Consider the following 25,453-nt stretch of genomic DNA (forward strand, 5'->3'; position numbering starts at 1 on the left):
CCTTTATGAAATTTCTGTACCTCGTCATAGTAACTATGGCGACTGTTCTGGCCCACCAGGCAAGCCATGCCGGCAGCTGGCAAAACAATGTCACAACGGGCGGATTTAACAGGGTGCATATTTATACCCCCGATAGCCAGTCGTCGGTAGGTGAAGGTAAGGCATTGTTAATTGTGTTACATGGTTGCACACAGTCGATTGATGCATACCTGACTGCGAATCTTGAACAGGCCGCCGAGGCTTACGGAATGGTTATTGCGGTACCTGATGCAATGAACAAAGCGGGGTTTAGCTGCTGGTCGTACTGGCAAGGGGCCAAAACGAGAACCTCAGGCGACTATAAAAATTTGATTAATCTGGCTGGCGCATTAAGCAATGACGCGGCTTACAACATTGACGAAAATCAGGTGTATATTGCAGGCTTATCGTCAGGTGCCGCTTTTGCCAATACCACCGCATGTATTGCACCTGATGTGTTTGCTGGAATGGGCGTGAGCGCAGGCCCCAGTATCGGCACCAGTTCTGGCGGTGCAATTGGCAGTTGTGAGGCGGCCAATGTTGCGCAACGTTGCCAGCAGTACGCAGGTTCGTATGCAGGCTTTTTAGACACCCAGATTGCGTCTATCGCACATGGTGATGCCGATACTACTGTGGATCAGTGTTATAACCGCCAAAATGCCGAGGGCATGGCAGCGGTGTATAACGTTGCTGAATCACCTGGCACAACCACCATTGGCTCTAGTAGTCGTACCGCTGAAGAACACAGATGGACGGACGGTCGCGTTTCCATGTTGTGGCTAAATGGCGTAGATCATGCCTGGTCCGGCGGGCAGGGGGCTTCGGGTTCGTACATCAATGGCAATGGCATTAACTACGCCATGTATTTAGGTGAATATTTTGCTAACAATAATCAGCGGGTAAATCGAAACGAGGCACCGGTGCTGACCAACTTGAATTTAAGCGCTGCCAACAGCCAGATAACGATTTCAGGACAGGTAACAGATGCTGATGGATCAGTGGACACGATCTTTATTCAGGTGCAGGACGATGCCGACAATATCTATCAATATTCCACCCAGGCCCTTGTCGGTGAAACCTTTAGCGTAACGACCAGTGCATTGCCTGATGCACTGTATTACATTGATGCCAATGCCAGCGATAATGAAGGTGCAATATCATTGACTCAATCAGACACCATCAGGATTGGTCCGCCGCCGCCGCAAACCGCGCCCGAACTGAGTAATATTCAGGTGGTTATCCAAGCCCAATGCGCAGACATTACCGGTGAGGTGATTGATATCAATCAAGACCTGACCCGGGTAACGGTTGCCTTTAGCAACGCCACTAAAACTGCAGAAATAGACGGCAGACTGTTCAAAGCGTCAGCATGTAAGTTACCTGGAGGTCAACAGTCAGCCACGGTCACAGCGACGGATAGCACGCAGCTCACCACTTCCGCACAGCTGACATTTTCTATTGATGCGGGAATAACGGATAATCTGGATGGGCATATTGCAGCGGGCAGATTAGATTATACCAACTACTCCAATTGTTATCTTGAGTACAGCAGTAACCCCTTTAAACTGAATGAGATTGGTGTAACGGGCCAACAGTGTCAATGGCAGGACAATGATAATAGCTGTGCGGGCCCCGTTCAGGCATGCAGCGGCAACCAGGGCGGTGGCAGTGGTGGCGGAAATGGAGACGGCAGCGATGATCAATGCGCCTCCTTTACTACCGCCAACTATTATCACAAAGTGGCTGGACGCGCGTTTAGCACCGGAAACTATTGGTCACCAAACTATTTTGCAGTAGGTTCCAATGATCCCTTAACTGGCTCTACCTGGGGTAATAGCACATTGTCGTCACTAGATGGTGAGAGTTGGTACGAAGGCGATTGCCCGTAACCGGCTTAATAAATAACAATGGGGCAGGATGCCCCATTGCCTGGTGCATCTGATTAGTGGCCTTGTGAAGCGCCGCCCCAGCTATCCAAAATGGGTTCCATCTTTTTAGGAATATACGGTTTATCAGGGTCAAACCCTTCTGCTTCGTTGCTTGCCTGGCTCGCTGCCTGTTTATCAATTTCTCTGCGTACTGGTGCGTCCAATTTTTTAACCACATGAGCAGCGGCAAATCCAATACAGCTGCCGATCAATACTTTTGATAGCCGGCTGCTGCCGCGCTTTTTCGACTTATCCAGTATTGCCGATGCCGCAAAACCGGCTGCCGATGCAGCCAATAACGGACCAGAGGCATACGGTACAGTACCACTTACCGCAGCGATAGCGGCCGCATTGTCCGTAGGCCCGTCGACGGCTTCATCAACCACATCCACTATATCGTTGTCGTCTACACTTTTTCGCCTTGTGAGCGCCTGGATCCCCGACGTGACCAGTCCTGCGATGGCGGTGCTGATAGTCGCCTTCAACAGAAAACGTTGTACCTGTTTATATTTGGTTAACTTGGAAACTGAATACGCAGTTGCCGTTAATGCCATTATAGATGGTGGCTGAGTGGCAACACTAAGCGGCTCAGAGGCAACCGCTTGCTCGACACTACGTGTTTTTTGTTTCAGCGTTTTGAATAGCTGGTAGGCAACTAAACCATTGGTTCCTAAACCCATCATAAATCCGTCCTTTTGTGGAAGAAAAAATAAATGTGCGATCTCAGCTTTATATTGGTTTTAGCTACAATTAGATCGCTCAGGCGTAGGTGACACAATGTAAAAAGGCCGCAAGCGCGGCCAATAACAAGTTACAGCCTTAGTTATCTAAGTGACAGTGGCCGTTTGGTGATGGTGCGTTTTGCAGACTCGTCTAACAGGGCCAGTTGGTCCTGGTCATAAAGCCTGACATTGCCAACAGCATACGGGCCAACAAAGGTCTGCTCGCCTAATTTACTTAGATCAAACGGAATGATGATATCCCTTTCACCACTGTTCAACATTTGTGCCGCATGTCCTTCCATTATCGCTACCTGCTTACCTGCGCGGTTATAGCCATACAGAACTGCTCTTACTTCGTATCTGGCAGGCTCACGGGCTAACAACGTAATGTTAGCGGCAGCGGGTTGGTCTGGTAACATGGTATAGCGGGTTAACGATGCCGTCATGGTTGGAATGGCAACAGCCACTTTGACATTGCGTTGCAGTATGTGCCCGCCATACGTTGCATTGAGTTTAACTTCTATATCGTAAAGTCCCTGGCGGGGGGGTAACGGCTGATTTATTTTTGGCGGCAAAATCGTCATTTCCTGCGGCCCCTGTGCCACCTCCAGTTGAATACGCTCACCATCTGGTGCGTGCAAAATCGCTTCCACCGATGCAGCGTGTTTATTCAATGAAAGTTTTTGCCGCGCAAACAGTTTCATCGACACTTTTGCCAGGTGCGGCTGAGTTGTTTTAACCTGTTGATGGGGAGCAAATACATCCAGACTCACCGGAGAGTATTTGTCTTTCACGGTCATGACAAACAATTGTTCGTCAGCAAAAGGTTGATTAGATTGCAGGGTGAGTGGCCCGCGCGCTGCTTTATCTTCAGTCATTACCGCGGCAGAACGGGAGAAAAATCCGGTCTCGCGTAACGCCTGTTCAGATACCATCTGGCTTTTCACTGCGATACCTTGTTTGTCTTTTAAAATAAGCTGTTTTACATCAATGACGTCAGTTGATGAAGATTTTGAATGATGTGAAAGTAAAACCAGCGGTTGCGCACCGTGGTTATATAACGCGACACCTTGCTTCAATTGTTTACCGGAAACCTGCCGCCATAATGTTTTGCTCGACTCCAGCGTTGGTTGATTGGCATTCTCAATGGTCGCGACAGCAGCGATAGGAAAACTATAATGCACATAATCCCCTGTGGTTGCTGAACCAGCATTTACAGCCAGAGACAAGGCCGATGTCGTAAAGAGCATTAAATTACGGAATAAATTTTTCATCATGCAGCCTCCTATATGTCGTCGCGCAATATGCGGTCAAGGTTAAAGCACTTGCGCCGTGATTGCTGGTGACTTAACGGTTCACGTCCTTTGGTTCGTTGCTTATCACGAAACCATAAGTTGCCTGCGGCCTCCTGAGAGCTGCACTCTAAAAAGCCATCAGAGCAGGAATTCAACCAGTTTTGGGTAAATTCCAACGCCACTTGGTTTTGATAGCCGGCGCAGTAGCTGTCTGCATCCCAGATTGCAGAATCGACATCGGTGCCCACCACATTTTTAAATGGTTTGGGCAGAGAAGGGCGGCCAGCGGTACCTAATAAATAAGTATTATTGTAATAGCTCATCCAGCTGGTCTGCTGCTGTTTAACTGCATCACTTTTATACCCTAATATCCAGCCTAAAACTGACTCAAACACATTGCCGTTTATTACCGCATTCGCCAGCGGTGTTCCTGCACTTGAAGCGGCTATCGCGGTAACATTACTGATACGGTCTAAAATTCCGGGAAAACGGTAATCGGAGGTGGGATTTGACATCATCCAGCGCACCATATTGCCACCATGGGAATGGGTGATCACATACATCTGCGTGATATTTTGCGATTGAATAAACTGCGTAAGCTGAGTGGCCAGACAGCCGGTTGCCGCGCTATCCCACATATATTGTTCAAAGTCGCAATTGATCACAATGTAACGTGAGCCGTTGCCCGACATAACTGATGATACAAATGCGGACGTCCAATAGCTATTCAACGCGTCGTCCTGAGCGCCTGTGCCGTGCACGAAAGCGACACCAAAGTTGGCGTGAGCTGTTCCTGCGCTAAGCCAAGTTAAAAATAAGAGCACAAACTTCAGTCTCCCTCCTTTACCTCGTTGAGTTAAATTAAGCATGATGTTTACCTTATTGTTGAGCGATACGGCCCAGACTGATCGGACCTCCGATAAGATTAGTCGCTTTAATAAATTTAACAAATTTTTAACGATTAAATTTATACACTACATTCTGCCCAACAGTCCTAACGCAAAATTCGACAGATATCGTATTCTATTGCGCGTATATGGCCGTTCCTGGAAACAGCCAGACACGATAAACCGGTGAGGGCACAGGCATCTTCAACTGTGCGCAAATTCAGCGCTTTGGCTTCTCCACTGGCTTGTGATTGAACACGCATTAATTCCATGAACAAAACGGGCAGGTATCCATTTAAGGCTGACACAGATGCCGTTTGACAGCATAATTAATTGCTGCCTTACTTGATGCAACGCACTACGACTGTTGCCCGAGGATATGAATGAAAAAAATTGAAAGCATTACCCAGCCCCCCGCACCACATTGGGTAGGTAACGGTTTTCCAGTACGAAGCCTATTTTCTTATCATCAACACGCCCACAAGCTCAGCCCATTTTTATTGCTGGATTATGCAGGCCCCAGAGCCTTTCCGGGTGATAAGACAGCGAGAGGAGTAGGGGAGCATCCTCACCGCGGTTTTGAAACCGTGACTCTAGTTTATCAGGGTGAAGTGGAACACCGAGATTCGACGGGCAAGGGCGGCAAGATTGGCAAAGGCGACGTCCAGTGGATGACAGCAGGCGCAGGAATACTGCATGAAGAGCTGCATTCCCGCGCATTCAGGGAGCAAGGTGGTAACTTACAAATGGTGCAATTGTGGGTCAACCTGCCCGCGTCCAGTAAGCTCGTTGCGCCGTCTTATCAAGGGATACAGGACACTGACATTCCCAGGATCCTGCTAACTAATAGTGCGGGTGAGCTTAGAGTGATTGCCGGAGAATTTGAAGGCAAGATAGGCCCGGCGAGAACCCATACACCCATGCAGGTGTTGGATGCACACTTACATGCTAACGCTACGATCACGTTTCACTTAACCGAAAACTGGAACTCAATGATTGTAGTGCTGGAAGGTTCCGTGAGTATTAATGATTCAAGTGAATTGAGCAGTGCTCAGGTCGCACACCTTAATGCTTCTGATACAGGGGTGACCATCAATGCCAGCGAATCCAGCTTGATCCTCATATTAAGCGGAGAACCTATCAATGAGCCCATCGTTGGCCACGGTCCTTTTGTAATGAATTCCAAAGAAGAGGTAATGCAAGCAATAGACGATTTCAACAGCGGTAAGTTTGGAAAACTGTAAATCAGCGTTGATTTACAGCTCCTTTTAAATAGCCTGGCTTAAAAAAACACGTTGTATACTAACGTTTATTTTTTAGACGAAGATTCGAGTTTTGAAACTAAATACGAGGCGGCAAACCCCACAGCGCTTCCAACCAACACATCTGAAACCCTGTGAGCATCACGCATGGTGCGTGTTTTACCAATTATCGCAGTAGCAACACAACCGGCCGCAGTGGCAGCCAACAGAGGCCCGGAAGTTTTAGGAATACTGCCGACCACAGCGGAAACGGCTGCAGCATGTCCCGATGGCATCGAGTTATACTTATCTTTCAGGGTGGGACCATTATAAGCTGGGCCATTATTCGCGCGCGGACGCTTTCTGCCAATTGCTCGTTTTAACGTCGCATTGAGTAAACCCGCGATAGTTGAACTAAGCGCAGCACGGAAGAAAAATCTCTCTACAGCTTTATTTTCACCCAACTTAGATAAGGCTAATCCGGTCGTAGTGGCAGCTGAAATAGAAACAGGTTTTGTTGCCGCACTTAAATACTTCGACGTCAGTAAGGACTGAGTCTGTTCGTTAGCTTTACCGAGATTGCGAAACGCTTTGTACGTCGTGAAACCTTTTAACATGGTCGTGCCAAACATAAATTTTCCTTTAAATGATTCTGCGGTATTTATAGCTTCCAATAGTCGCAATAGATCCTTTTTGTTTTTTCCTGAATTAGCAGGGCCGCTTGATGTAAGACCACGAGGGACTCAATTGTTAATTGCCTTACGAACGCGCTGGCATGTCACCAACAAGTGTAAAAACAGGATATAAATGAACTCGAGCAAAAACAGCAACAAGAGCGCCCCCATCTACCTAATATTTAATTGCGCATAATGTATATTATGTTAAATAGAGTATTTTATTAATACTCTCAATCTCAATGGCAAATACATTCTAGTTTTGGAATTATCTACAACGATTTTAGATACGTGAGCCTGACCTAACGAGACATATAGGCAAACAATTCAAATATGCAGAGCTATTTATTTAAATTAGGAATACGGTTAAACCTTGCAAGTTGCTTTTGAAATTTTGAGACTCATTGTTTTCTTCAATGTTGTAGTGGTCATGCCACATTAGCTCACATAGCTTTATTCTAACGCTAGAATGTAGGTGCCAGTAATGGCTCAACTGTCGTTTCTATTCCAGTTTTGGAATGGCATTCTAGCGAAGCTGGAATTGATTCCCTCTCCTTTGACATTCAAAACCGATGGTTTGATGGCATCGGTGTTGATAAAGTTCTAAGCTGATAACACACCGGTAGTATCAAGAGTTGATGGCGCTAACGTACTTTACTGATGGATTATTTGGCAAACAGTCGTGTTTTAAGCGTGCGCCACTCTTGGACGAATTGGTGAATTCTTGCGTCTGTACCTACTGACCAAAAACCTTTGTTACTCATTACAGCACTTATTAGTTGGTTAAACAGTCTATCTTTAACCACCAAAGTCTTAGCAGACCCTATTCTTCGATGACCGAGCCGGTAATTATTACAGTATTCGACCAAATGCTGAGCGATGTCAAACTTGCGAGTTACAGCTGACGTTTGTTGCTCTCTACAAAACTTCAAAAAATCTGTTATCTGTGTACCTGACATAGAACATGCTTTTAGTATTCCCTCGAATTCAGCCGCACCACAGAAAAAGAGGTTTTCTATTGGAAATTTACCGTCAATTGTCGACATCAAATTATTGTGATGGGCTTCCTCTAAATAACTACATAGGTCAACTCCATCACCAACATAAAAGTCTTGATGAGTTATGATCAATCCAAATCGTTCTTGGTAACTTGCTAACTCATCGAAATGAAGATCACTTAGTTTTTCGATACATTCCGCTATTTGATCAATACCCTTGAAATGATGGTCTTTCAATTGATCGCGTATAAATCTGCCACTAACAGTTGTGAGAACTTTTGGCTTTGGCTCGACCCCTTTTGCGTCGATGAATAAATTTGAATCGTTCTCATTCAGAAAAAAATCTACGACCTTTCCTGTGACACCACACTTTTTGTATATAGACTCTATGCCATCTTCTCTCATGGGGTCGAGTCCATGCTCCCTGAAAACGTCAAATATGTAATTTTCAAATCCAGTAGTGAACTTATCCCTAAACCTTCTTGGATCAGCCTTTTTCAGAGTTCGTAGAACGAATTCAGAGATACCGATATCTAGAACATGAGGATGTGGCGTGCTGATACCATTCGGTAAAAGAATAACGGGTCTATTTATTAATAGCGGCTCATCAAAATATTCCGATGGATGAATTGAACGCTTTTCTGCTCGAAAGTTTTTCACGGTCTCAGCTAGATCACTTATGGAACCGCCTACTAATCTCAAAAGTTTAACCAACTCGTCGTGTGAAAAATGTGGTGTGAGTTGAATTAAAATAGATTCATACCTAATAAATGGAGTTTCCATTTGAGTGAAACTTGTTTGTAACCACGTCGCAAACACAAAAAATCTCTCAAGCGGCACACCCGTAATCTTTTCAAAATCATTCGCTGGAGCTGCACTATTCATTTGATCGAGTAAGATTGACGCAAACCTAAATAGGAAGAACGCCCGAACATTTGTATTTGTCTGAAATTTTAGTTGGGGAATTAACATTTTTCGCAAAGGGGCGCGATATCCAGTTCCTGCTGTTAGATTTGCCGCATGGTACGACAAATCCCACAAATCTTGTGCAATACAAATCACTTGCCTTTGGGTAGCATGCAAAGAACCTGAGTCGTTAATTAGCTCAAGTGCCCATTCTAAAATCAGACAATATATCCATGGCCTTCTTAACCCCTCGTGCTCTACTGGAGATTTATCGTGTAAGGCATTCAAGCAACACTCAACGATCGACTCGGTAGTGTACCTCTTTAACTTATTTCGAATTGGTCGAGCTCTCTTATCGAAGTCCATTTCTTTAAAGGTCTTTATTGGATATGTTGAGGTTATTTCTTTAATGTATTTTCCGCTTTCCGTAGTCTTCTTTGCACTTTGCTAGATATTTATCGTTTGAAGATATCTTTTCAATAATCGTATCTAGCGCCTCATCAGAGTACAGATGCGTGTTTGTAGATTTTAAACAGTGATGATATTTGTTATTCGAATGCTTCCATTTCAATTTATGGATAATAGCTTGAAAGCAATTTGTGTTGAATGTAGACCTACTACCTTTGTTCGCTACCAAAAATTTTTTCAATGCCTCTTCGGTAAACTTTTCAGTCAACCGTTGATTGATTAATTCGATAGCCTTAGTTTGTTTGTACGGATGAGTTTTCTCAGCGTCTACTGATTTAACAATAGTCAACGCTTTCTGAAGACCGGGCACGCCATCCTCAGCTTTCGCCAGAATGATTTGAGTTCCTTCTTCTCCTTTCCTTGCGAACTGCAATGTAACGTTTAGTGGTATTGCGAACGCGACGTCATCAGAGTCTTCTACTGCCTGACTAAGGTCACTTGCTAGCTCAAGAATATCTGTTGCTGCTTTACCGTATATTGTTTTCATCATTGCTAATGGTGGTGTTTTGAAGTCGCCCACAAGGCTTAACATGCCAACGTTAGATGTATTGATGAATGGGACCTCACAGAACTCTTCGAACCTAGAGGAAAAATTAAAAACGCCAGATTGAAAATAGCGCGATGTAATTCCTTGTAGTTCTGGAATCAATAAGTGTACAGCCTTGTCCCGAAGCTCGATAATTTTCAATAGGTTATCTTTAGCTTTATCGTTCGCATCAAAGCATCTATCTACTGCTTCGCGTAATGAGATGGTCTCTTTATAGCCATTCTTTACATTCCTGAATATGCTAGCCTCACCATCTTTTTCGATTAGCGTTGCTTTTAAGAACTGTTCCCATGCTGAGCAAAACAGCATCACAAAGCCATCAGTCTTGTTCTCTAACGACGGTCTATTGTAAAGCTCTAAGGCTAAGAGCATATTGTCCCGAGCTTTTCTCAGCAGCGCTTTTGCTAGTTTTGATTTGCAATTGTGCCCAAGGGATTGAACATGCTTACTTTGAGATAATTTTTTTTCAAACTGCTTAAAAGTGATGTTAAGACAGTTTGAGGCTTCAAGTTTATTATCATCGGTCTGGCTAACGAATTCAGAAAGCTGCCCTTTAGCCAAATATGATTTGAATGTTGATTCTTTCCACCCGGTCGCGACTAACACGTCATTAACGGTAAACTTCTTACCTGATTGCTCATGTTGTTTTAGAAAATCAAAAAACTTCCTTTGTCTTGTATTTGTTGCAGCCATTTAAACATTCCTTATTTTTGACCTTTTACCAACATATCAAACATCAACTCCGCAAAGCGACGTGATGCATCCTTACTCGCCAGTACTTTCATGGCCATATCGTTGTGAATGCCCATGCTGTCTATTACGGCTTTGTTGATGGCATCCGGGAACGCGCCGAGTAATGCTTGTTCCTTGGTGTTGTTGTTCACTTGCTGCATGGCCTCATCGTTTTCTTCCACCTTGGTGCGGATAGTATTGGCATAACTGAGCATGTCTCCGTCAGTGAAGTTCTCTCCGGCGAAGAGATCATTCAGACGGTCGATGATTTCACGCAGGTATTCTGTCTTTTTCTCGCGAGGTGTGGCCCCTGCCCCCTCTCTTACAGGATCTAAATACGTCTTTTCTTTTTCTTTAACGAGCCGCAAATCCTGCTCGCGTTTTTTATGTAGTTTGTAATGCGTCATTACTACATCTTCAAGCGGGATCTCTTCGTTGATTACTTCTATTCGCAATAGCGGATAAAGCTCTTTTGCAAACAAGGTCAGCTTTTCTAAATCCTCATCTTCAAAATTCACGATTTGCGAGCTGAATTCGTAGAAGCGGCAAAAACCTATCAAGTCTTTTCGGAACACTTCGAGTGCATCGCGTGCGCGTTTGGTTTCTACCACGCTGTTATCGGCGTAGTTGATGGCTTTCTCATTACCCTCTTGCTTTGCGCGATACAGTTCTTTCTGCGCATGCTGATACACTTCGTTGGCATCCTGATAACGCTTCTTGAAGCGCTCGACAGCGGGTTTGCAGATACTGAGTAGCTTGTCTTGCCCAACCTTTTTATCGTGATACGCATTAAAAAAGGCTTCCACTTCATGCCACTGATAGATCCGCGCAGCATCAAGCTTATGTTTGAGCTCATACACCAGATTAGGATCTGACACTGCACTTAGTTCAGCAGTTTGAAAGAACACCTTAAATTCATTAAGTACATCTTGCGGGTCGTTCACGAAATCCAATACAAAGGTCTGGTCTTTACCCGGATAGGTTCGATTCAACCTCGATAGTGTCTGGATGCACTCAACACCTTTAAGAGGTTTATCGACATACATAGCAACTAGCTTTGGCTGATCGAATCCGGTCTGAAATTTGTTAGCAACCAGCATAACCTGATAGTCTTGTGTATCAAAGGCCTTGCGCATATCTCGGCCTTTGAGGCCGAAGTTCATGCTGTTTTCGGTAAAGGCAGACTCTGGAATGTCAGGATCGTTCAATTCACCAGAGAATGCCACCATGGCATTAATGCCCTGATAGCCTTTATCTTTGACATATTTTTCAAAGGCAAGCTTGTAGCGAACCGCTTCCAGCCTGCTTGAGGTCACCACCATGGCTTTGGCTTCACCATTAAGCAGATGCTTAATCCGGCTATTAAAGTGCTCGACGATAACTTCGACTTTCTGAGCGATATTGTAGGGATGCAATCGCACCCATTTGGCTAACTTCGTCGCCGCTTTTTTGCTGTCTACTTCGGTATCAGCATCGGGTGATTTATGTGCCAGTTTATAAGCGACGCTATAGCTGATGTAATTTTGTAGCACATCCAGAATAAAGCCTTCTTCAATGGCCTGTCGCATTGAATACACATGGAATGGCCGAGGCTTATTCTCATCACTAATTGGCTCATTCGGCTTTTCAGGGCGACCGAATAGCTCAAGGGTTTTAGCTTTAGGTGTGGCGGTAAATGCGAAGTAACTAATTTTGTTTGAACCTTTACGTGCCTCTAACGTCAATCGAAGAATATCTTCGCTGCTAAGCTCTTCATCTGAGTTGTCAATTTGCTCAGCCATAAGCACTTCACGCAGTTTACGTGCGGTGGTACCTGTTTGACTTGAGTGCGCTTCATCGACAATCACCGCAAAGCTTTTCCCGGCTAGGCTGGTATCTTCCCGTATCGCATCCAGCACAAAAGGAAAGGTTTGAATGGTCACAATAATAATAGCTGTGCCGGATTTTAACGCTTCGGCTAACTGCGCCGATTTTGCGCCCTGCCCGTCCTCGCGATTGACCCGCGCAATCATGCCCTCATTGTGTTCAAACTGATAGATGGTGTCCTGAAGCTGACTGTCTAACACGGTGCGATCGGTGATCACAATCACCGAATCAAATACCTTGTCACCCGATTTTTTATTCAGTTCAGGGTGGTCAGTATGGTAATGCAAGGATGCGGTTTGGTGGCTTAGCCACGCAATGGAATTTGATTTACCTGAGCCAGCACTATGTTGAATAAGATACTTTTGACCTGTTCCTTCCAGTTCAACGGCGTTAAGCAGCGACGACACCGCAGACCACTGATGATACCGGGGAAAGATCATGGTCTCTTTACGTTTAATCCTACCGTCAGGCTGCTCTTCTTCTATAACCTGAAGATGGATATAACGACCGAGAATGGTCAGCAGATTATCGCGGGCAAACACTTCCTTCCATAAATACTGTGTGGCATAGCCTTGATCAGGCGTATCGTTCCCGCTGCCGCCATCGGCTGTGCCTTGGTCAAACGGAAGGAAAAAGGTTTTAGCCCCATCCAGCTTGGTGGTCATAGCGACATTGTTCTGACTTACCGCAAAATGCACCAAGGCACCACGCTTGAATGTCAGTAACGGCTCTGGCTTTTTGGTGACAGGATCTTTTGGTAACCTGTCCTTCATATACTGAATTTTGGCGTTTTCGATACTTTGCTTAAATTCAGATTTCAGCTCAAGCGTGGCAATAGCTAAGCCATTGATAAACAAGACCAAATCAATACGCCATTTTTTAGCCGCTTTTTTATTCGCGTCTGGTTGAACATCATCTACTTTGACGTCCGCATACGGGCTATAAACGACTTCCGGTACTACACGCAGGATATTTTGGTTATAGCGCTCAGTCGCATCAGGATTGAGGTCGTGGTCGGGCTTAAAGGCACAGAGCGAAAATTTGGCCCCGCGATCTACCACCTTATTACGTAACACCCAAAGCGTACCTTTGTTGGGGTTTTCTAAATCACGCACAACAGCTTTTAACAGTGCCTCTTCAGGATCTTTATGAAAGCTGGAAAGCTTTTGCCATTGTTGTGGGTGCGTGGCTTTCACATAGGCAATGAGGTCTTGCGGGTACAGCGCCCGCTCTTGATCGTAATACTTGTTCTCGCCGACTTCCCAGCCTTGGTCAGCTAACGCCTGAATAATATCGTTTTGGAAAACTGCTTCGTTGACTTTGCTTCTATTCGGATTTTTACTATTACCACTCAAATAATTGAAGGGGTCCTTATGAGATTTTGAGAGTTTCATCATTGCTAGCCCTGAAAACTCTTCAACACCGGAACTTAATTCAACTCTTCTTCGCCTGTTTAATGGTGGCGCTTCATTGTCATCTCTGTCAACTGGGCTATTTTTTTTATTGTTTTTATCTGTCATCTCTCAGCCCCTAAGCAACTATCAACCACATTCACATTGATTGGTTTTCTAGAAGATGCTTCATCTAAATCAGCACCAATGAACACAGCGGCACCCATCACTAGCGGCACGCACCCGCCTAAAACAAACCTAATGCCTGCATTCAGTTTGCTGTTTCTTTTATTATTTACGGTAGAGTTCTCATCGCAACACTCGGCAAGCTCTCTAAAAATCTCATTAGTAATTCCCTCAACACCTGTGTCTGAATCACCAGAATTGATGTGAAATTGACGCCTTTTCTCAAAGTCACCCAAAGATGGGATATAGGAGTATTCGTTTCCCCAAAATGATTTAATTACTAAGATAGCGGCTCCTGCTAGAGTGAGCGTGGAGATTAAAAGGAAAATTGCCGTAGTAATGACCGGCCAAGAAACACCGACTGTTAAATTTTTGGCCATGTAGACAAGTAACCCGCCTACAGCCACGAGAAACGCCAACAGCAACTGAGCTCTCGCCGTTATTTCTCTCTTCGTTTCCAGCTCTAGGGCGTATTGCTCTCTATAAAACTCTAAAAGGTTATTAACTTCCATGATGCATTCACTTTGTTTTGACAGTTATCTCGCGACTACTTTTTCTGGCTTAGGGTTTCCTAACACCAACGTTTGTGGCTTTAACATAGGCAATAAGGTCTTGCGGATACAATGCCCGCTGCTTGTCATAGCGCTTGTTCTCACCGACTTTCCACCCTTGGTCAGCCAATGCCTGAATAATGTCATTTTGAAAAATCACCTCCTGTGATTTGCTAGGCATATGCGTCCTCCGTTTGGTGTGATTGCCAGTTGCGGACGTCGATTTTGCCAGTGACTGCGGCCGAGATCAGTGATGATTTTCTTTCTTTAAGAAGCATTATTGAATCAAGAGCATTTCTTTCAATAGCGTCGAGTTTTTTCTTTAATCTTGAAATCAGAGAATGAATTTGTCTTATTTCCTTTACTGGAGGGACAAGTACAGGAATATTTTCAACTTGCTCGACACGCAGATGGCTAACAGTGCTTCCGTGTGAAACCGCGTTGATATATCTATCCAAGCAATCAGAAATCAAAAAGTCGAATAGGTAGTCCCTGTATTCAGAGCATCTCGGTATGAAATTCATCATACGCTGGCCCATACAAAACTTTAATTCTTCAGGTACGATACATACTTCTCCCGTAGGAGCTTCTCTTGTAAAAAGAATTGATCCAGCAGGCGGTACTCCTCTCTGCGTCCAGATCTTAAAGTTCGTCTCATCTGTGAATAAAGCACCTGTGAAGTTTAATTGCTGATTTTTAACGTTGGTTGTCCGAACCACAAAGTACTCACCATCATCAAAATAAACAGGTGTTTTGTTCCGACAGTCGACGACTTCAGTCTCAAACTTTAGTCTCGAAACCTTCCAATGCTCCGGCACTTCCCCCAACCACTCAATCCCCGAATCTGTCATCGGCACATCAGGATTGAGGCCTTTGGTAACGGCATGAGAAATTACCGCTTGGCGCTTTTCTTTTAGTAGCTCAATCAATCTTTCTTGCTTGGCAATCAACGCATCAATTTTAGCGGTTTCGTGGTCGAGGAAGATGGCGATAGCTCTTTGCTCATTCAGTGTTGGTACAACAATGGGCAGTCTGCGAAAGTCCTCAAACTTTAAACTCTGTCGAAGACCTCCCCCCATCCCATAAAAGACCTTTGAGGTATCATAAAAATGTAATAAGCGGTACAGATATCTATCATCAATTCTATTTGATGCTTTAAGCTTCAAATAAGCGGATGTTATTATTCCCGAAAGAGAAGAGCGGCCAACACGCAGGCTACGCTTATCATTCTGTAAATCTGTTAACCTGAGGATAATGTCCCCCGGCCAAACTAGCTGGTAGGTATTGAATGACTCAGGCAAAAGACCAGAGTTGTTTTCAACATTCCGGATTTTAATATTTCCATAACTTAAAGACAGGACATTAGTTTCCTTACCATCAACATTCTTGATTTGTTCGTGTCTTAACACTGAATAGGCTGGTAATACTTCCCAGTGCGCGGGTAATTCGTCCAAAACCCACGGTATGCCTGATTCCTTAGTTTCAGTATAACTCTGATACTTCCCTGCCATCAGGAGTGCACCTCCTGAAGCAATTGCATGATTTCCGCACTGACTTTATCCAAGTCGGCATCAATTTCTTTTAGTCTGCGTGGAGGCTTGTATTCGTAAAAATGACGGTTAAACGGAATTTCATAACCCACAATACCGACCTGTCCGTCTTTTTCATCACGCTTAGTTTCATCTATCCATGCAAGTGGTACGTGGGGTTTTACCTCACGCTCAAAATACGCATAGATATCTTCTTTAAGCGGCACGTTTTCATAGTCGCGCAGATCCGGGTTGGGCTCTATCTCGCCTTTGTTTTTACCCGAATCGATATAGCAAATCTCGGCGTCGTCATTATGCTCACCGAAGAATTTCACCAACGCTTTCTTGTTAGCGGCTGACGGTTTCGCTGGTGCGATGACCTTTAAAAACTCATCGCGACTCATCAGCGTAGTGCCTTCAGGCAATGTAGACAGTTCCGCGTAACCAATAGGTGGATCTGGCAAGTCTGTTAAATCCGGCTGTTTATTGCGTTCAGCCTCCAGCAGCTGTTGATAATAGTCATCTAGCTTTTCTTTGGTGATGGTGAAAGATAGCTGTAGTGGCCTTTCGACGGTGATGCGGCGATAACCAAAGTCTTGGTAATCAAAAATCTTGCTGACTTGCTTAGTACCTTCTGGGGAAGCTTCAAACTCACCAAACAAACGAACAATCTTCTCGATGCTCTCGTCTGGCAGGTATTTGCGCTTCGAGCCTAATGACTTGCGCATTGACGCGTTGAAATTGTTTTCAGGGTTTTCCTTATCGTCGGTACTGGCGTTAATCAGCTGTACCTTGCCTTTGCGATGGGCGGGCTTGTTATTGGATAACACCCATATGTAGGTGGCAATACCGGTGTTGTAGAACATGTCCGTAGGCAGTGCGATAATCGCTTCCAGCAAGTCATGCTCTAACACATAACGCCGAATTTCACTTTCACCGCTTCCCGCGCCACCGGTAAATAAAGGTGAGCCATTTAAAATGATACCAATGCGTGAGCCACCTTCCGATGGGCTGTGCATCTTACTAATTAAATGCAGCAGGAAAAGTAGCGAACCGTCAGACACTCGCGGAAGACCCGGTCCAAAGCGGCCATCATAACCCTTGACCTTATGCTCATCGTTGATGATTTTTTGGACTTTTTTCCAGTCAACGCCGAAAGGCGGATTACTGAGCATATAGGAAAAGTCCTGATGGATTAATTGGTCGTTAGAAAGCGTATTGCCCAGCTTGATATTATCAACATCCTGCCCTTTAACCAGCATGTCGGCTTTACAGATGGCGTAGGACTCTGGGTTCAGCTCCTGACCAAAGGCGACCAGCTTGGCCTTTTCATTCATTTCATGTACGTATTCCATCCCCGACGATAAAAAGCCGCCGGTTCCGGCTGTCGGATCATAGATCGTGCGGACAATTCCCGGCTGGGTCAGCACGTCATTGTCTTCAATAAACGTCAGCGAGGTGGTCAGGTGAACGATATCACGTGGGGTAAAGTGCTCCCCTGCTGTTTCATTTGAGCTTTCTGCGAAACGGCGGATAAGCTCTTCAAACACCAGTCCCATATGATGATTATCGATGGAATCAGGGTGTAAATCGGTATTGGCGAAACGTTTAGCAACCTTATAAAGCAAGTCAGCCTCTGCCAACTTATCCAGCGTGTTGTAAAAATCGAAATGTTCAAAGATTTCGCGAGCACTGGGGCTAAAGGCGCGGACATAAGCTTCGAGGTTATCACCGACACCCGTCTCGCCAAGGTGGTTTAAGTCCATCTTACTAGTGTTGTAAAAGCTCAGTTCTGCCACGTGCTTGAGTATTTGCTCTTGCGCCTCGGGAGGCATGTACTTTACTTCGTCATACTTAGCCAGAACAATTTCTTTCTTGTCTTCTAAAACACATTCCAGACGACGTAATAAGGTAAACGGGAGAATAATGCGGCCATACTGACTCTGTTTGAAATCACCGCGAAGCAGGTCCGCAACAGACCAGATAAAGGCAGCGGTAGAGGAGAAATTTTCAGTCATTGTTATTGTTATCCACTTTAAACAGCTTAAACTGTTTTTCCCCAAAAATAACACACTTACTTACGCTTGCGCAAAATCCACAAAAGCTCGTGCGCTAAATATCCGATGTGGTTTAAATCGAAATTTCGGTCTTTCTTTATTACAAGTAGTTCAATGTACATTTTGGTTTTGAGCTTTGAAAAGTTTTCGGTGCGCTCAATCTGACTGGAGGAGTTATCCGGATTGAGAAACACGTTCTTATTAGTCTTTTCCAGATAAAAGCACTATAGGCGATTAGCAAATTCTTTAACACTGGATAGGTCTCCTGTGAATCAGGATATATCTCGTAGCCAACTTGGCTGAATGTAGTCGGAAAATTCGTCGCATGACACGAACCGGCCCTTAATGATCTCAACGAGTTGAAAGATTCCCAGTCATCGGGGCTCTGAACCACACTGAAAGGTCCAATCCTTTTGTCGAAAGGAAGAATGAATATGCCCTTTACCCAGTCAGCAGCGAGTGGTAATTTGTCTAGATATTTTAAGACCAGCCCACTTGTGTCAACCTATTCTAGGACGGGACACCCTCTTAAGTAAGGCCTGACAACCCGCACCACTCTTTAAATATAATTGAATAATCAAAGTGATCGTCTGGGACTATAATATCTCTAATTTTTCCTGTTTCTCCATACGTTTTAGACCAAGGCACTTCGTAATGCCCTACAAGCGACACTGTACACCAAGTTTCTTTTTCGTAGACTTTCACCAAACCAACATATTCTTATTATGAATATGATATAACCATTAGAAATAACAGATTTTTGGCGAGTTTCAATAGGCTGTTTAGAAAAATTATCAGAATACCAATACTTTCCATGCTCAATTAATAACACAAAATCACAATTTGTCAATAAATCATTGTTTATTAAACTGTTTTTTTATTATTAACTTTACCAATAATTTTGTACCTGCATATTTACGATTAGATTTTTTTGACTATATTCCGCCTCAAGAACGATTTTTTGAGGCATCCAATGAAAAGTAAAACGAATATACATTCTCGGACAACGGTTTCGAAAAAAATGTATCGATCGAGTTCAATCATGATCTCAGGTCGATTTGCATGTAACAAAAACGAAAACCAATTACTTTTTCAGTCTTATCTAGAATTGGGAGTACTCAGAACCTTTGCATTAGACCCTTCCATAACGTTTATGGATACCCAACGCGGTACTATGAAATGGCGACCAAGTAATTCCAAGGCGCTACGAACATACACGCCAGATGTAGTTTCAATAAATGGGGATGGGGAAATCACCTTCACGGAAGTTAAGCCTAAAGCAAAATTGGTGAAAAATGAGGTAACGCGATTAAGTGAAATCAAAGACTCCTTTAATAATGCAGGCTACGCGTTTGAAGTTATTACTGACGAAGAAGTGCCTTATGAGGTGTTCGTTAACACCGGACAGTTACTAAGTGCAGATATTAGTCATTACGAACCGGGGTTTTTACAAACCATAGTAGACAGTTTATCAACTATTTTCCCTGATAATTTTACGTTTGGGCAATTAGAGCAAGCTCTAACCCTATATGGTTTCCCAATTTGTCACTATGGTCTCATCAAAGCAGGCTATTTCACATTCGACATGAAAAAATTGCTGGAGCCCTCATCTCCTATTTGGAGGGCATCGTGAGTATTCCTTTCTTACGCGAATCAACACGTTTCACTCATCGTGGAACAAGATGTGAAGTTTTAAATATTTTTCGTTCTGAAAACGAGCTTCGTTATCGTGAAATCCATGACGAAGGTGAAAACTATTCATATTCTACCAACCTCATATCGCTAGCAGAATTTGCACGCAAGATGGACGACGGTGATATTCATCTTGAAACATCTATTAAGGAAAATTTTTCTCGCTACTTAACTGCTGAGCAAACAGCACAAATAACCTATCGAGAGATGTATGTGCTAAGAGCGATAAAAGAGAGCCCTTCAGCTCCTACAAGGCCTATAGCGGTAGACGAAGCAATAAAGATTGTTTCAGAGAAAGTAAACGATAGTACACCACCATGCCGCTCCACTGTGCAAGGATGGATAAAGCGTTACAGAGATAGTGGTTACAACAAATTATCGTTAATTGATGGTAACTTCTCGACTAATTGTCGTAACCGACAACTTCCCGAAGTTGAAGAAGCATTTCAGGACTGCATTGCAAATTACTACTTGCAAAACGCGCCCCAACCTATTGAACAAATTTATCAGCGATTTCGTGAAATGTGCGAAACGATCAAGGTCGAAAATACTGGCGACCCAAAATACAATTTTAAAATACCCAGCAAAGGTACTTTTAGAAACCGGATAAAAGCGTTTACCGATGAGGAAATGTTGGTCGCTAAGTACGGCAAAGCAAAAGCTAAGCAGAAAATCAGAGATAAACTAAAAAAGTTTAGGGTGTCCAAAATACTAGAACGTTGCGAAATGGATGGGCTGCATATCCATATCGGAATTGTTGATGAAAACGATACGACAGTATTTTTGGGGTCAATCGTCCTTATGTACGTCATGGACGTGTACTCGCGGACGATATTAGGCTACTCACTACATTTAACCAAAAAGAAAAGCGAGACAGCCGATCTCATTCTCGCATGTCTTAAGCATACTTTGGCTATTGATCGGGATAAACGCTGGCCTATCGTCAATAAAATTTCATTGTTAGTGACTGACGCAAGTGCACCAGCAACCGGGGATCAATGTTCTACTTTCATATTGGAAAATGACATTTCGTTGCTCATTACAAAAGTTGGTCAACCGCAAGAAAAGCCGTTCATTGAATCGCTCAATGCAACTGTCCGGCGAATGTTTCTCAGATTCTTACCGGGATATTTAGGCAGGGAAAAATTTAGGGGCAATAGCATAAAGCTGGGTGAAAACGTTGAAAAACAAGCGTCTATGACACTAGACGGCTTTATCAGAGAATTCGAACACTTTGTCCACGAAATTTATCATAAAAACCCGCATTCTGGTTTAAATGGTCGCGCTCCAATAGATGTATGGAACGAGGAGTTTAACAAGCAGCCTCTTGCCGTAAGAGAACAAGTGAAATTTCCTCAAGCCACATCAATGCATGGGGTACGTGCTGAGCGAAATTTTCAAAAAAAAGAAGATGGCTTCTATGTAGATGGCCGCTGGTATCGCGATGCGAAGTTACATAAATGGTTAGTTTCCAACAGTAAAAGTAACTCTGGCTATGCTGAAACGGAAGTACTTAAAAAGATAACTATTTTATATTCACAAATAGACGTACGTACAATAACAGTGATCCATCCAAAAACACTGGAACCTCGGAAAGTGCAATTATCTGATTTGGAAACACTCAATCATCCAGATGATACACCTCTTCAACGAGAAATATATCTTCGGCTAATCGAACAGCCATATCAGAATCTACCCAAAGCAAACAAACGCTTTTACGAACCTAGTCTTAACATCGCTGAAACTGCGAACAAAATTAATAAAAACCGAAAGACTCTAGATAACGAGAAGAAGCAGAAAGCGAGCGAGAAACGCGTTCAAGACGCTGAACATCATAATGTAGATAGCTCCGAGTACGCGGAGGAGATGGAGAAACTAAAGAAAAAGAACACCCCAGAAAATATTGTGATACACCCAAACAGCCAGTCTGCTGACAACGATCCTAACGAGAGTGAAGAATGGGAAGACGATATTGAATTAAATGATATAGGCAATTGCGAGGAGTAAAGACAATGAGCCAACCAACACACCACGAAATATACATTAATTCACATTTTACGAAAGTGATAAAAGAGAGACTACAATATTGCCTGCGTTCAGTAGGGAGAAATGCCCCCAGTGGCTTGATTATAGAGGGGCCAACAGGTGTTGGTAAAACGACAACCTGTGAACGTGAGCAGCTGTTAATCAATAAACAATATATTAAAAATGGCTTACCTGCGCCAGTCTACTTGGTTAAATCCCCGAATAATCCCGGCACTAAAGACTATTATTCAGAAATACTCGCTGAACTAGGTGATCACGCCCCGTATACTGGGACTTTACAAAATTTACGAGATCGCCTTTACAAGCAACTTGTGCGCAAACAAGTAAAAGTTTTAATTTTTGATGAATTCCAACAATTGATTGAAAAACGAAGTGCTAAAGTTGTTCGGCAAACCCTAGACGATATAAAACTAATCTCCGACAAGTTTAAAATTGCATGTGTATTTGTTGGTACAACGGGTGTCAGCAAATTGGCTGAAAATAATGAGCAAGCTGCTTCCCGTTACCCAAATATCATTCGCATTAACTATATGAAGTTTAACAATGAAACGAACCAAGCGAGAACTACAAGATTTATATCTTCGTTCTTAAAAATACACTCTTTTTCTGGGTTGGATCTGGATGAATATGAAATTGCCCTTCGCTTTTTCGCTGCAACCCGGGGAGACTTACGCCTCTTTGTTCACTTATTAGACGACGCTACAGGTTTCTTGACTGCCCCAAGTGATATCAAACCATTAACACTCGCAAGGTTAGCAAGCTCATACAAATTTTTTTCAAAAAAAATAAAAAAAACAAATATATCTCCATTCACCGCGGATATCGCGGCAATAGAGGATGAATTGAAAGTCACTAACATGTTAAAAGCTTCAGGAAAAGCTTCATGAAAAATCCAGAATCCACGTTTAGGTTGCCCTCTAGAGGAGAGTCAGCCTTCCACTATTGCGAAGATATAGCGCATTCACATGGCTGGCTTTCATCTGAATTACTTTTGAAGAGTTGTGGATATAATCCAGTAAAAAACTGGTTTATAAAAAAACAACCTGCCAATAAGGCAATTAGTATTCTCATTAGCCCATTTGGCAACAAGGCGGATATTGCTTCTTTCGAATTTACGTTTTTCGAAGATATTATCCCGCAGTTGCGTATTTGCCCTAATTGCCTCAATGAGGGAAAACCACATCGCTCTGACCATCAAGTTCCGTATATTACACACTGTTCCATACATGGCACAGAACTAATTGACCACTGCCCTCATTGCACGACAAAGATCTTATCACCACTTCTTCGAGAATGTGAAAGCTGTTTAGCCCCATTAAAAGCAAGTAGCATCACCAGTCGCTCAAGATATAATGATTTTGCTTACAAACAGAGAGATCCGAATCAGTTTTTGAGCAATCTGTCCATTGTGGCTGGTCTTATTGCGAGGCCATGGGACTTATTATCTGCCCCAGTTGACTGGAAAAAGCTAACCAACAAAGAGATTGTACAGGCCTTCGATTGTGCTTTCATGATGGTGACAGATTCTTTAGCCTTTCCCCAATATAAAGAAATGTTGTATTCGCGGCATAGCAAGAATTGGAAGCTACTCTCCCCTTTGCTTGAAGAAAAGATAGGTGTACTGAATACCGCCATAACTGAATGTGTCGAGGAGTTTGGGCCGACAGTACCTTTAACTAGATTTGGACTAAACAAGTCACAACTAGAAGCTTTGTCATCTTCTTCCGTAAAAATGCTCCCGCAAAAACGGTTGGTAGTGATGAGTGATGATGAAGAAGCTATTGAGGAGCATTGCACTGGCAGACAAATTATTAAGGTATTTGGCCTCGATTGCGTCACGTTGAACAAATTAATTGAAATGGATATTTGTGTACCGATAAGTAATACGAGGGTACTGAACCACGCGATATTTTGTTTTAAATCTACCGTTGAACGGATCAACGCTTGCTTAGCTGCCTACCACTTACATTCGGGCGGTGAACACTTCTGTTTTAACCATTTATCAGAACAAGCTTTAAAAGCTTACGGACTGACAAAAGGCGATATTTTTGTAAGCATAATTAACGGTGAAATTGAAGCTCAGTTTGATGATAAGCAATTGATTGAAGGAAGTCGTATCTTCATTGAATCATCGTCACTTTTAGCGTTTATAAACACACGCTCGATAATCAAGGATCATATAACAATTGCAGAATTTGCAGAAATTCTGCTTGTACCAGAAGATGTGATTGAAGAGTTAATGACTAGAGGCGTTGGCATACTCAACGCTAAGTACGGAAAAACAGTTCCACTTCAATTAGACAAAGCTTCACTGAAAGCTTTCTTTGGAAGCTATGTTCCTATAAATAGAATCGCTTGGCTTTACAAGATTCCTCTTAGTAAGATTTTTGAGATTTTAAGAAGTGATGGTCACCGCCCTTCAATAATGTTCATCTATAGCCCATCCATAAGAAAACGATACTGGTTTGTAAAAATAGATGAGCATGTTCGATGCAGGTTAAGCGAACTTCTCAGCAAAATTCCCAAAAGACTTATTCAAAAAAAGTGGTATCGCTATGACGGTGACTCGATTTTTGAAGGTATAGAGGATTGCTTTAGTAATTATGATATGAATGTACCACATGAATACTAGAATTTTTTCTTGTACCTATTTGTTTCAAATTAACAGGAGTAGGCAAATAGAGGATACTTTTCAGAAACTTTGTATTGGGTTTAATTAATTTTGTTAAATCGAAATAAAACGCCAAGGGTTATTGTTTATGAATGTTATATTTTTGTGCACATCGAATTTAAATCGCTCTAGAACGGCAGAAAATTATTTTCGCAGTAGATTCCCTGAAATTAACTTTAGAACGGCTGGTTTAAGCGAAAAATATTGTAAACAATATAAGACGATTTTGTGCACCGAAGAGCTTTTAAGTTGGGCCGACAAGATATTCGTCATGGAGGATATGCATATAGAGCGGATAAAAAGATCCACGGATGAAAAATACCTTCATAAAATCATCAATCTCGAAATTGAAGATAAGTTTGCTTACTTTGACGATACATTGATTAAGCTACTCGAATCGCGGGTTGCATTACCGTAGATTGGCTATAATTGCATCTAGCAATAGGAAAACAGCATGAAAAATGATGACGTTTTAGATGTACTCGCACTCGCACGTAAAGTTAAACGCGTTAGTGAAGGTGGCGCTTTGCCCACTGAATGGCTTCGCGAGGAACAAATACTTTACGGAATGAACCATGATTTTCCTAATGATTTGCAGCGAATCACACCCGACTATAGGATTTCTATAGGCAAATTTAAAGAATCCCAGTTTCATTCGCTTTTTAGTCTGTTACATAAATTCGTTCGATAACATCATGCCGTATTGCCACTCATCATTGAAAGCTCGGATCCCTGAAATGGTTGAAAATATTATCAATCGCATCGCTATAGATAAATTTCGTGCTAGACAAGCTTATAGTCTAGACAGCAACATGTGGAATATAGACGGTTCATTAAACGATGTTCGCGCTGTTTGCAATGATGGTAATGAGATTGTGAAATTCTTCTGCCGGTACGAGGAGGATATAAAGCGTACCGACGCAAAGATAGCAGAATTTGCCCGCAACCATTCGACATTATGTGAACTGGTTAATAGCAAGGAATAATGAGGTCCTAGTGGTAGTAGCTCATATCTGATCTGCCAGTTCGATAAATATGGTTTGACTTC

The 25,453-nt window shown here is 43.1% G+C and carries 22 protein-coding genes; 10 read left to right on the forward strand and 12 right to left on the reverse strand.

What is annotated here, in order from left to right; genetic code table 11:
• Positions 1 to 5 precede the first annotated feature (5 nt).
• On the forward strand, positions 6 to 1,907 hold the full coding sequence (locus tag HCJ96_RS13200; RefSeq protein WP_169211550.1) for an extracellular catalytic domain type 1 short-chain-length polyhydroxyalkanoate depolymerase: 1,902 nt from the start codon (positions 6 to 8) through the stop codon (positions 1,905 to 1,907).
• A 53-nt stretch (positions 1,908 to 1,960) separates the two neighbouring features.
• Here the strand turns inward: HCJ96_RS13200 and HCJ96_RS13205 are convergent, their stop codons facing one another.
• The 4 genes from HCJ96_RS13205 to HCJ96_RS13220 all read right to left on the reverse strand — a co-directional run bounded on the left by HCJ96_RS13205 (position 1,961) and on the right by HCJ96_RS13220 (position 5,113).
• Positions 1,961 to 2,629, reverse strand: coding sequence for a hypothetical protein (locus HCJ96_RS13205; protein WP_169211551.1), 669 nt, complete (start codon positions 2,627 to 2,629; stop codon positions 1,961 to 1,963).
• A 140-nt stretch (positions 2,630 to 2,769) separates the two neighbouring features.
• Positions 2,770 to 3,945, reverse strand: a complete 1,176-nt coding sequence (locus tag HCJ96_RS13210; protein ID WP_169211552.1) for a DUF4785 domain-containing protein — start codon at positions 3,943 to 3,945, stop codon at positions 2,770 to 2,772.
• Positions 3,946 to 3,953: 8 nt separating this feature from the next.
• Positions 3,954 to 4,832 (reverse strand): alpha/beta hydrolase family protein, encoded by an 879-nt coding sequence (locus tag HCJ96_RS13215; RefSeq protein WP_169211553.1) that lies wholly within the window; start codon positions 4,830 to 4,832, stop codon positions 3,954 to 3,956.
• A gap of 125 nt (positions 4,833 to 4,957) precedes the next feature.
• Positions 4,958 to 5,113: a hypothetical protein gene (locus tag HCJ96_RS13220; protein WP_169211554.1), complete on the reverse strand. Its 156-nt coding sequence runs from the start codon at positions 5,111 to 5,113 to the stop codon at positions 4,958 to 4,960.
• A gap of 120 nt (positions 5,114 to 5,233) precedes the next feature.
• Between HCJ96_RS13220 and HCJ96_RS13225 the strand changes: the two genes are divergently transcribed.
• Positions 5,234 to 6,094, forward strand: coding sequence for a pirin family protein (locus HCJ96_RS13225; RefSeq protein WP_169211555.1), 861 nt, complete (start codon positions 5,234 to 5,236; stop codon positions 6,092 to 6,094).
• Positions 6,095 to 6,159: 65 nt separating this feature from the next.
• Here HCJ96_RS13225 and HCJ96_RS13230 read toward each other — a convergent pair whose 3' ends face one another.
• On the reverse strand, positions 6,160 to 6,723 hold the full coding sequence (locus tag HCJ96_RS13230; protein WP_169211556.1) for a phosphatase PAP2 family protein: 564 nt from the start codon (positions 6,721 to 6,723) through the stop codon (positions 6,160 to 6,162).
• Positions 6,724 to 7,249: 526 nt separating this feature from the next.
• Between HCJ96_RS13230 and HCJ96_RS16465 the strand changes: the two genes are divergently transcribed.
• The gene (locus HCJ96_RS16465) at positions 7,250 to 7,372 is read left to right on the forward strand and encodes a hypothetical protein (RefSeq protein WP_281358633.1); all 123 of its coding nucleotides are present in this window, start codon (positions 7,250 to 7,252) and stop codon (positions 7,370 to 7,372) included.
• Positions 7,373 to 7,430: 58 nt separating this feature from the next.
• On the opposite strand, the gene gapS1 is transcribed toward HCJ96_RS16465, so the two are convergent.
• Genes gapS1 through HCJ96_RS13265 form a run of 7 tightly spaced genes read right to left on the reverse strand, consistent with a single transcriptional unit; the run spans position 7,431 to position 17,957 of the window.
• Entirely contained in the window at positions 7,431 to 9,035 is a 1,605-nt protein-coding gene (gapS1, locus tag HCJ96_RS13235) for a GapS1 family protein (RefSeq protein ID WP_425483745.1), read from the reverse strand.
• Positions 9,036 to 9,075: 40 nt separating this feature from the next.
• Positions 9,076 to 10,377, reverse strand: coding sequence for a DUF3644 domain-containing protein (locus HCJ96_RS13240; RefSeq protein ID WP_169211558.1), 1,302 nt, complete (start codon positions 10,375 to 10,377; stop codon positions 9,076 to 9,078).
• A gap of 11 nt (positions 10,378 to 10,388) precedes the next feature.
• Positions 10,389 to 13,802, reverse strand: a complete 3,414-nt coding sequence (locus tag HCJ96_RS13245) for a type I restriction endonuclease subunit R (protein WP_246261411.1) — start codon at positions 13,800 to 13,802, stop codon at positions 10,389 to 10,391.
• Entirely contained in the window at positions 13,799 to 14,371 is a 573-nt protein-coding gene (locus tag HCJ96_RS13250) for a Pycsar system effector family protein (protein ID WP_169211559.1), read from the reverse strand. Before HCJ96_RS13250 ends, HCJ96_RS13245 begins: the two co-directional genes overlap by 4 nt.
• Before the next feature lie 49 nt (positions 14,372 to 14,420).
• Positions 14,421 to 14,591, reverse strand: coding sequence for a hypothetical protein (locus tag HCJ96_RS13255; RefSeq protein WP_169211560.1), 171 nt, complete (start codon positions 14,589 to 14,591; stop codon positions 14,421 to 14,423).
• Complete coding sequence (locus HCJ96_RS13260; protein WP_169211561.1) at positions 14,584 to 15,921, reverse strand: restriction endonuclease subunit S; 1,338 nt, start codon at positions 15,919 to 15,921, stop codon at positions 14,584 to 14,586. The genes HCJ96_RS13255 and HCJ96_RS13260 overlap by 8 nt, the downstream gene beginning before the upstream one ends.
• The gene (locus HCJ96_RS13265; RefSeq protein WP_169211562.1) at positions 15,921 to 17,957 is read right to left on the reverse strand and encodes a type I restriction-modification system subunit M; all 2,037 of its coding nucleotides are present in this window, start codon (positions 17,955 to 17,957) and stop codon (positions 15,921 to 15,923) included. The genes HCJ96_RS13260 and HCJ96_RS13265 overlap by 1 nt, the downstream gene beginning before the upstream one ends.
• A gap of 1,012 nt (positions 17,958 to 18,969) precedes the next feature.
• Here HCJ96_RS13265 and HCJ96_RS13270 point away from each other — a divergent pair.
• The 7 genes from HCJ96_RS13270 to HCJ96_RS13300 all read left to right on the forward strand — a co-directional run bounded on the left by HCJ96_RS13270 (position 18,970) and on the right by HCJ96_RS13300 (position 25,391).
• The gene (locus HCJ96_RS13270) at positions 18,970 to 19,629 is read left to right on the forward strand and encodes a hypothetical protein (RefSeq protein ID WP_169211563.1); all 660 of its coding nucleotides are present in this window, start codon (positions 18,970 to 18,972) and stop codon (positions 19,627 to 19,629) included.
• Positions 19,626 to 21,695 (forward strand): DDE-type integrase/transposase/recombinase, encoded by a 2,070-nt coding sequence (locus tag HCJ96_RS13275; protein WP_169211564.1) that lies wholly within the window; start codon positions 19,626 to 19,628, stop codon positions 21,693 to 21,695. Before HCJ96_RS13270 ends, HCJ96_RS13275 begins: the two co-directional genes overlap by 4 nt.
• Positions 21,696 to 21,700: 5 nt before the next feature.
• On the forward strand, positions 21,701 to 22,621 hold the full coding sequence (locus HCJ96_RS13280) for a TniB family NTP-binding protein (RefSeq protein WP_169211565.1): 921 nt from the start codon (positions 21,701 to 21,703) through the stop codon (positions 22,619 to 22,621).
• Positions 22,618 to 24,366, forward strand: coding sequence for a TniQ family protein (locus HCJ96_RS13285; protein ID WP_169211566.1), 1,749 nt, complete (start codon positions 22,618 to 22,620; stop codon positions 24,364 to 24,366). The genes HCJ96_RS13280 and HCJ96_RS13285 overlap by 4 nt, the downstream gene beginning before the upstream one ends.
• Positions 24,367 to 24,676: 310 nt before the next feature.
• Positions 24,677 to 24,823 (forward strand): hypothetical protein, encoded by a 147-nt coding sequence (locus HCJ96_RS13290; RefSeq protein ID WP_169211567.1) that lies wholly within the window; start codon positions 24,677 to 24,679, stop codon positions 24,821 to 24,823.
• A gap of 36 nt (positions 24,824 to 24,859) precedes the next feature.
• Positions 24,860 to 25,096: a hypothetical protein gene (locus tag HCJ96_RS13295; RefSeq protein WP_169211568.1), complete on the forward strand. Its 237-nt coding sequence runs from the start codon at positions 24,860 to 24,862 to the stop codon at positions 25,094 to 25,096.
• Positions 25,097 to 25,142: 46 nt separating this feature from the next.
• Positions 25,143 to 25,391, forward strand: coding sequence for a hypothetical protein (locus HCJ96_RS13300; protein ID WP_169211569.1), 249 nt, complete (start codon positions 25,143 to 25,145; stop codon positions 25,389 to 25,391).
• The last annotated feature ends 62 nt before the right edge of the window (positions 25,392 to 25,453 follow it).

The organism is Alteromonas ponticola (assembly GCF_012911815.1).
Lineage (GTDB): Bacteria > Pseudomonadota > Gammaproteobacteria > Enterobacterales > Alteromonadaceae > Alteromonas > Alteromonas ponticola.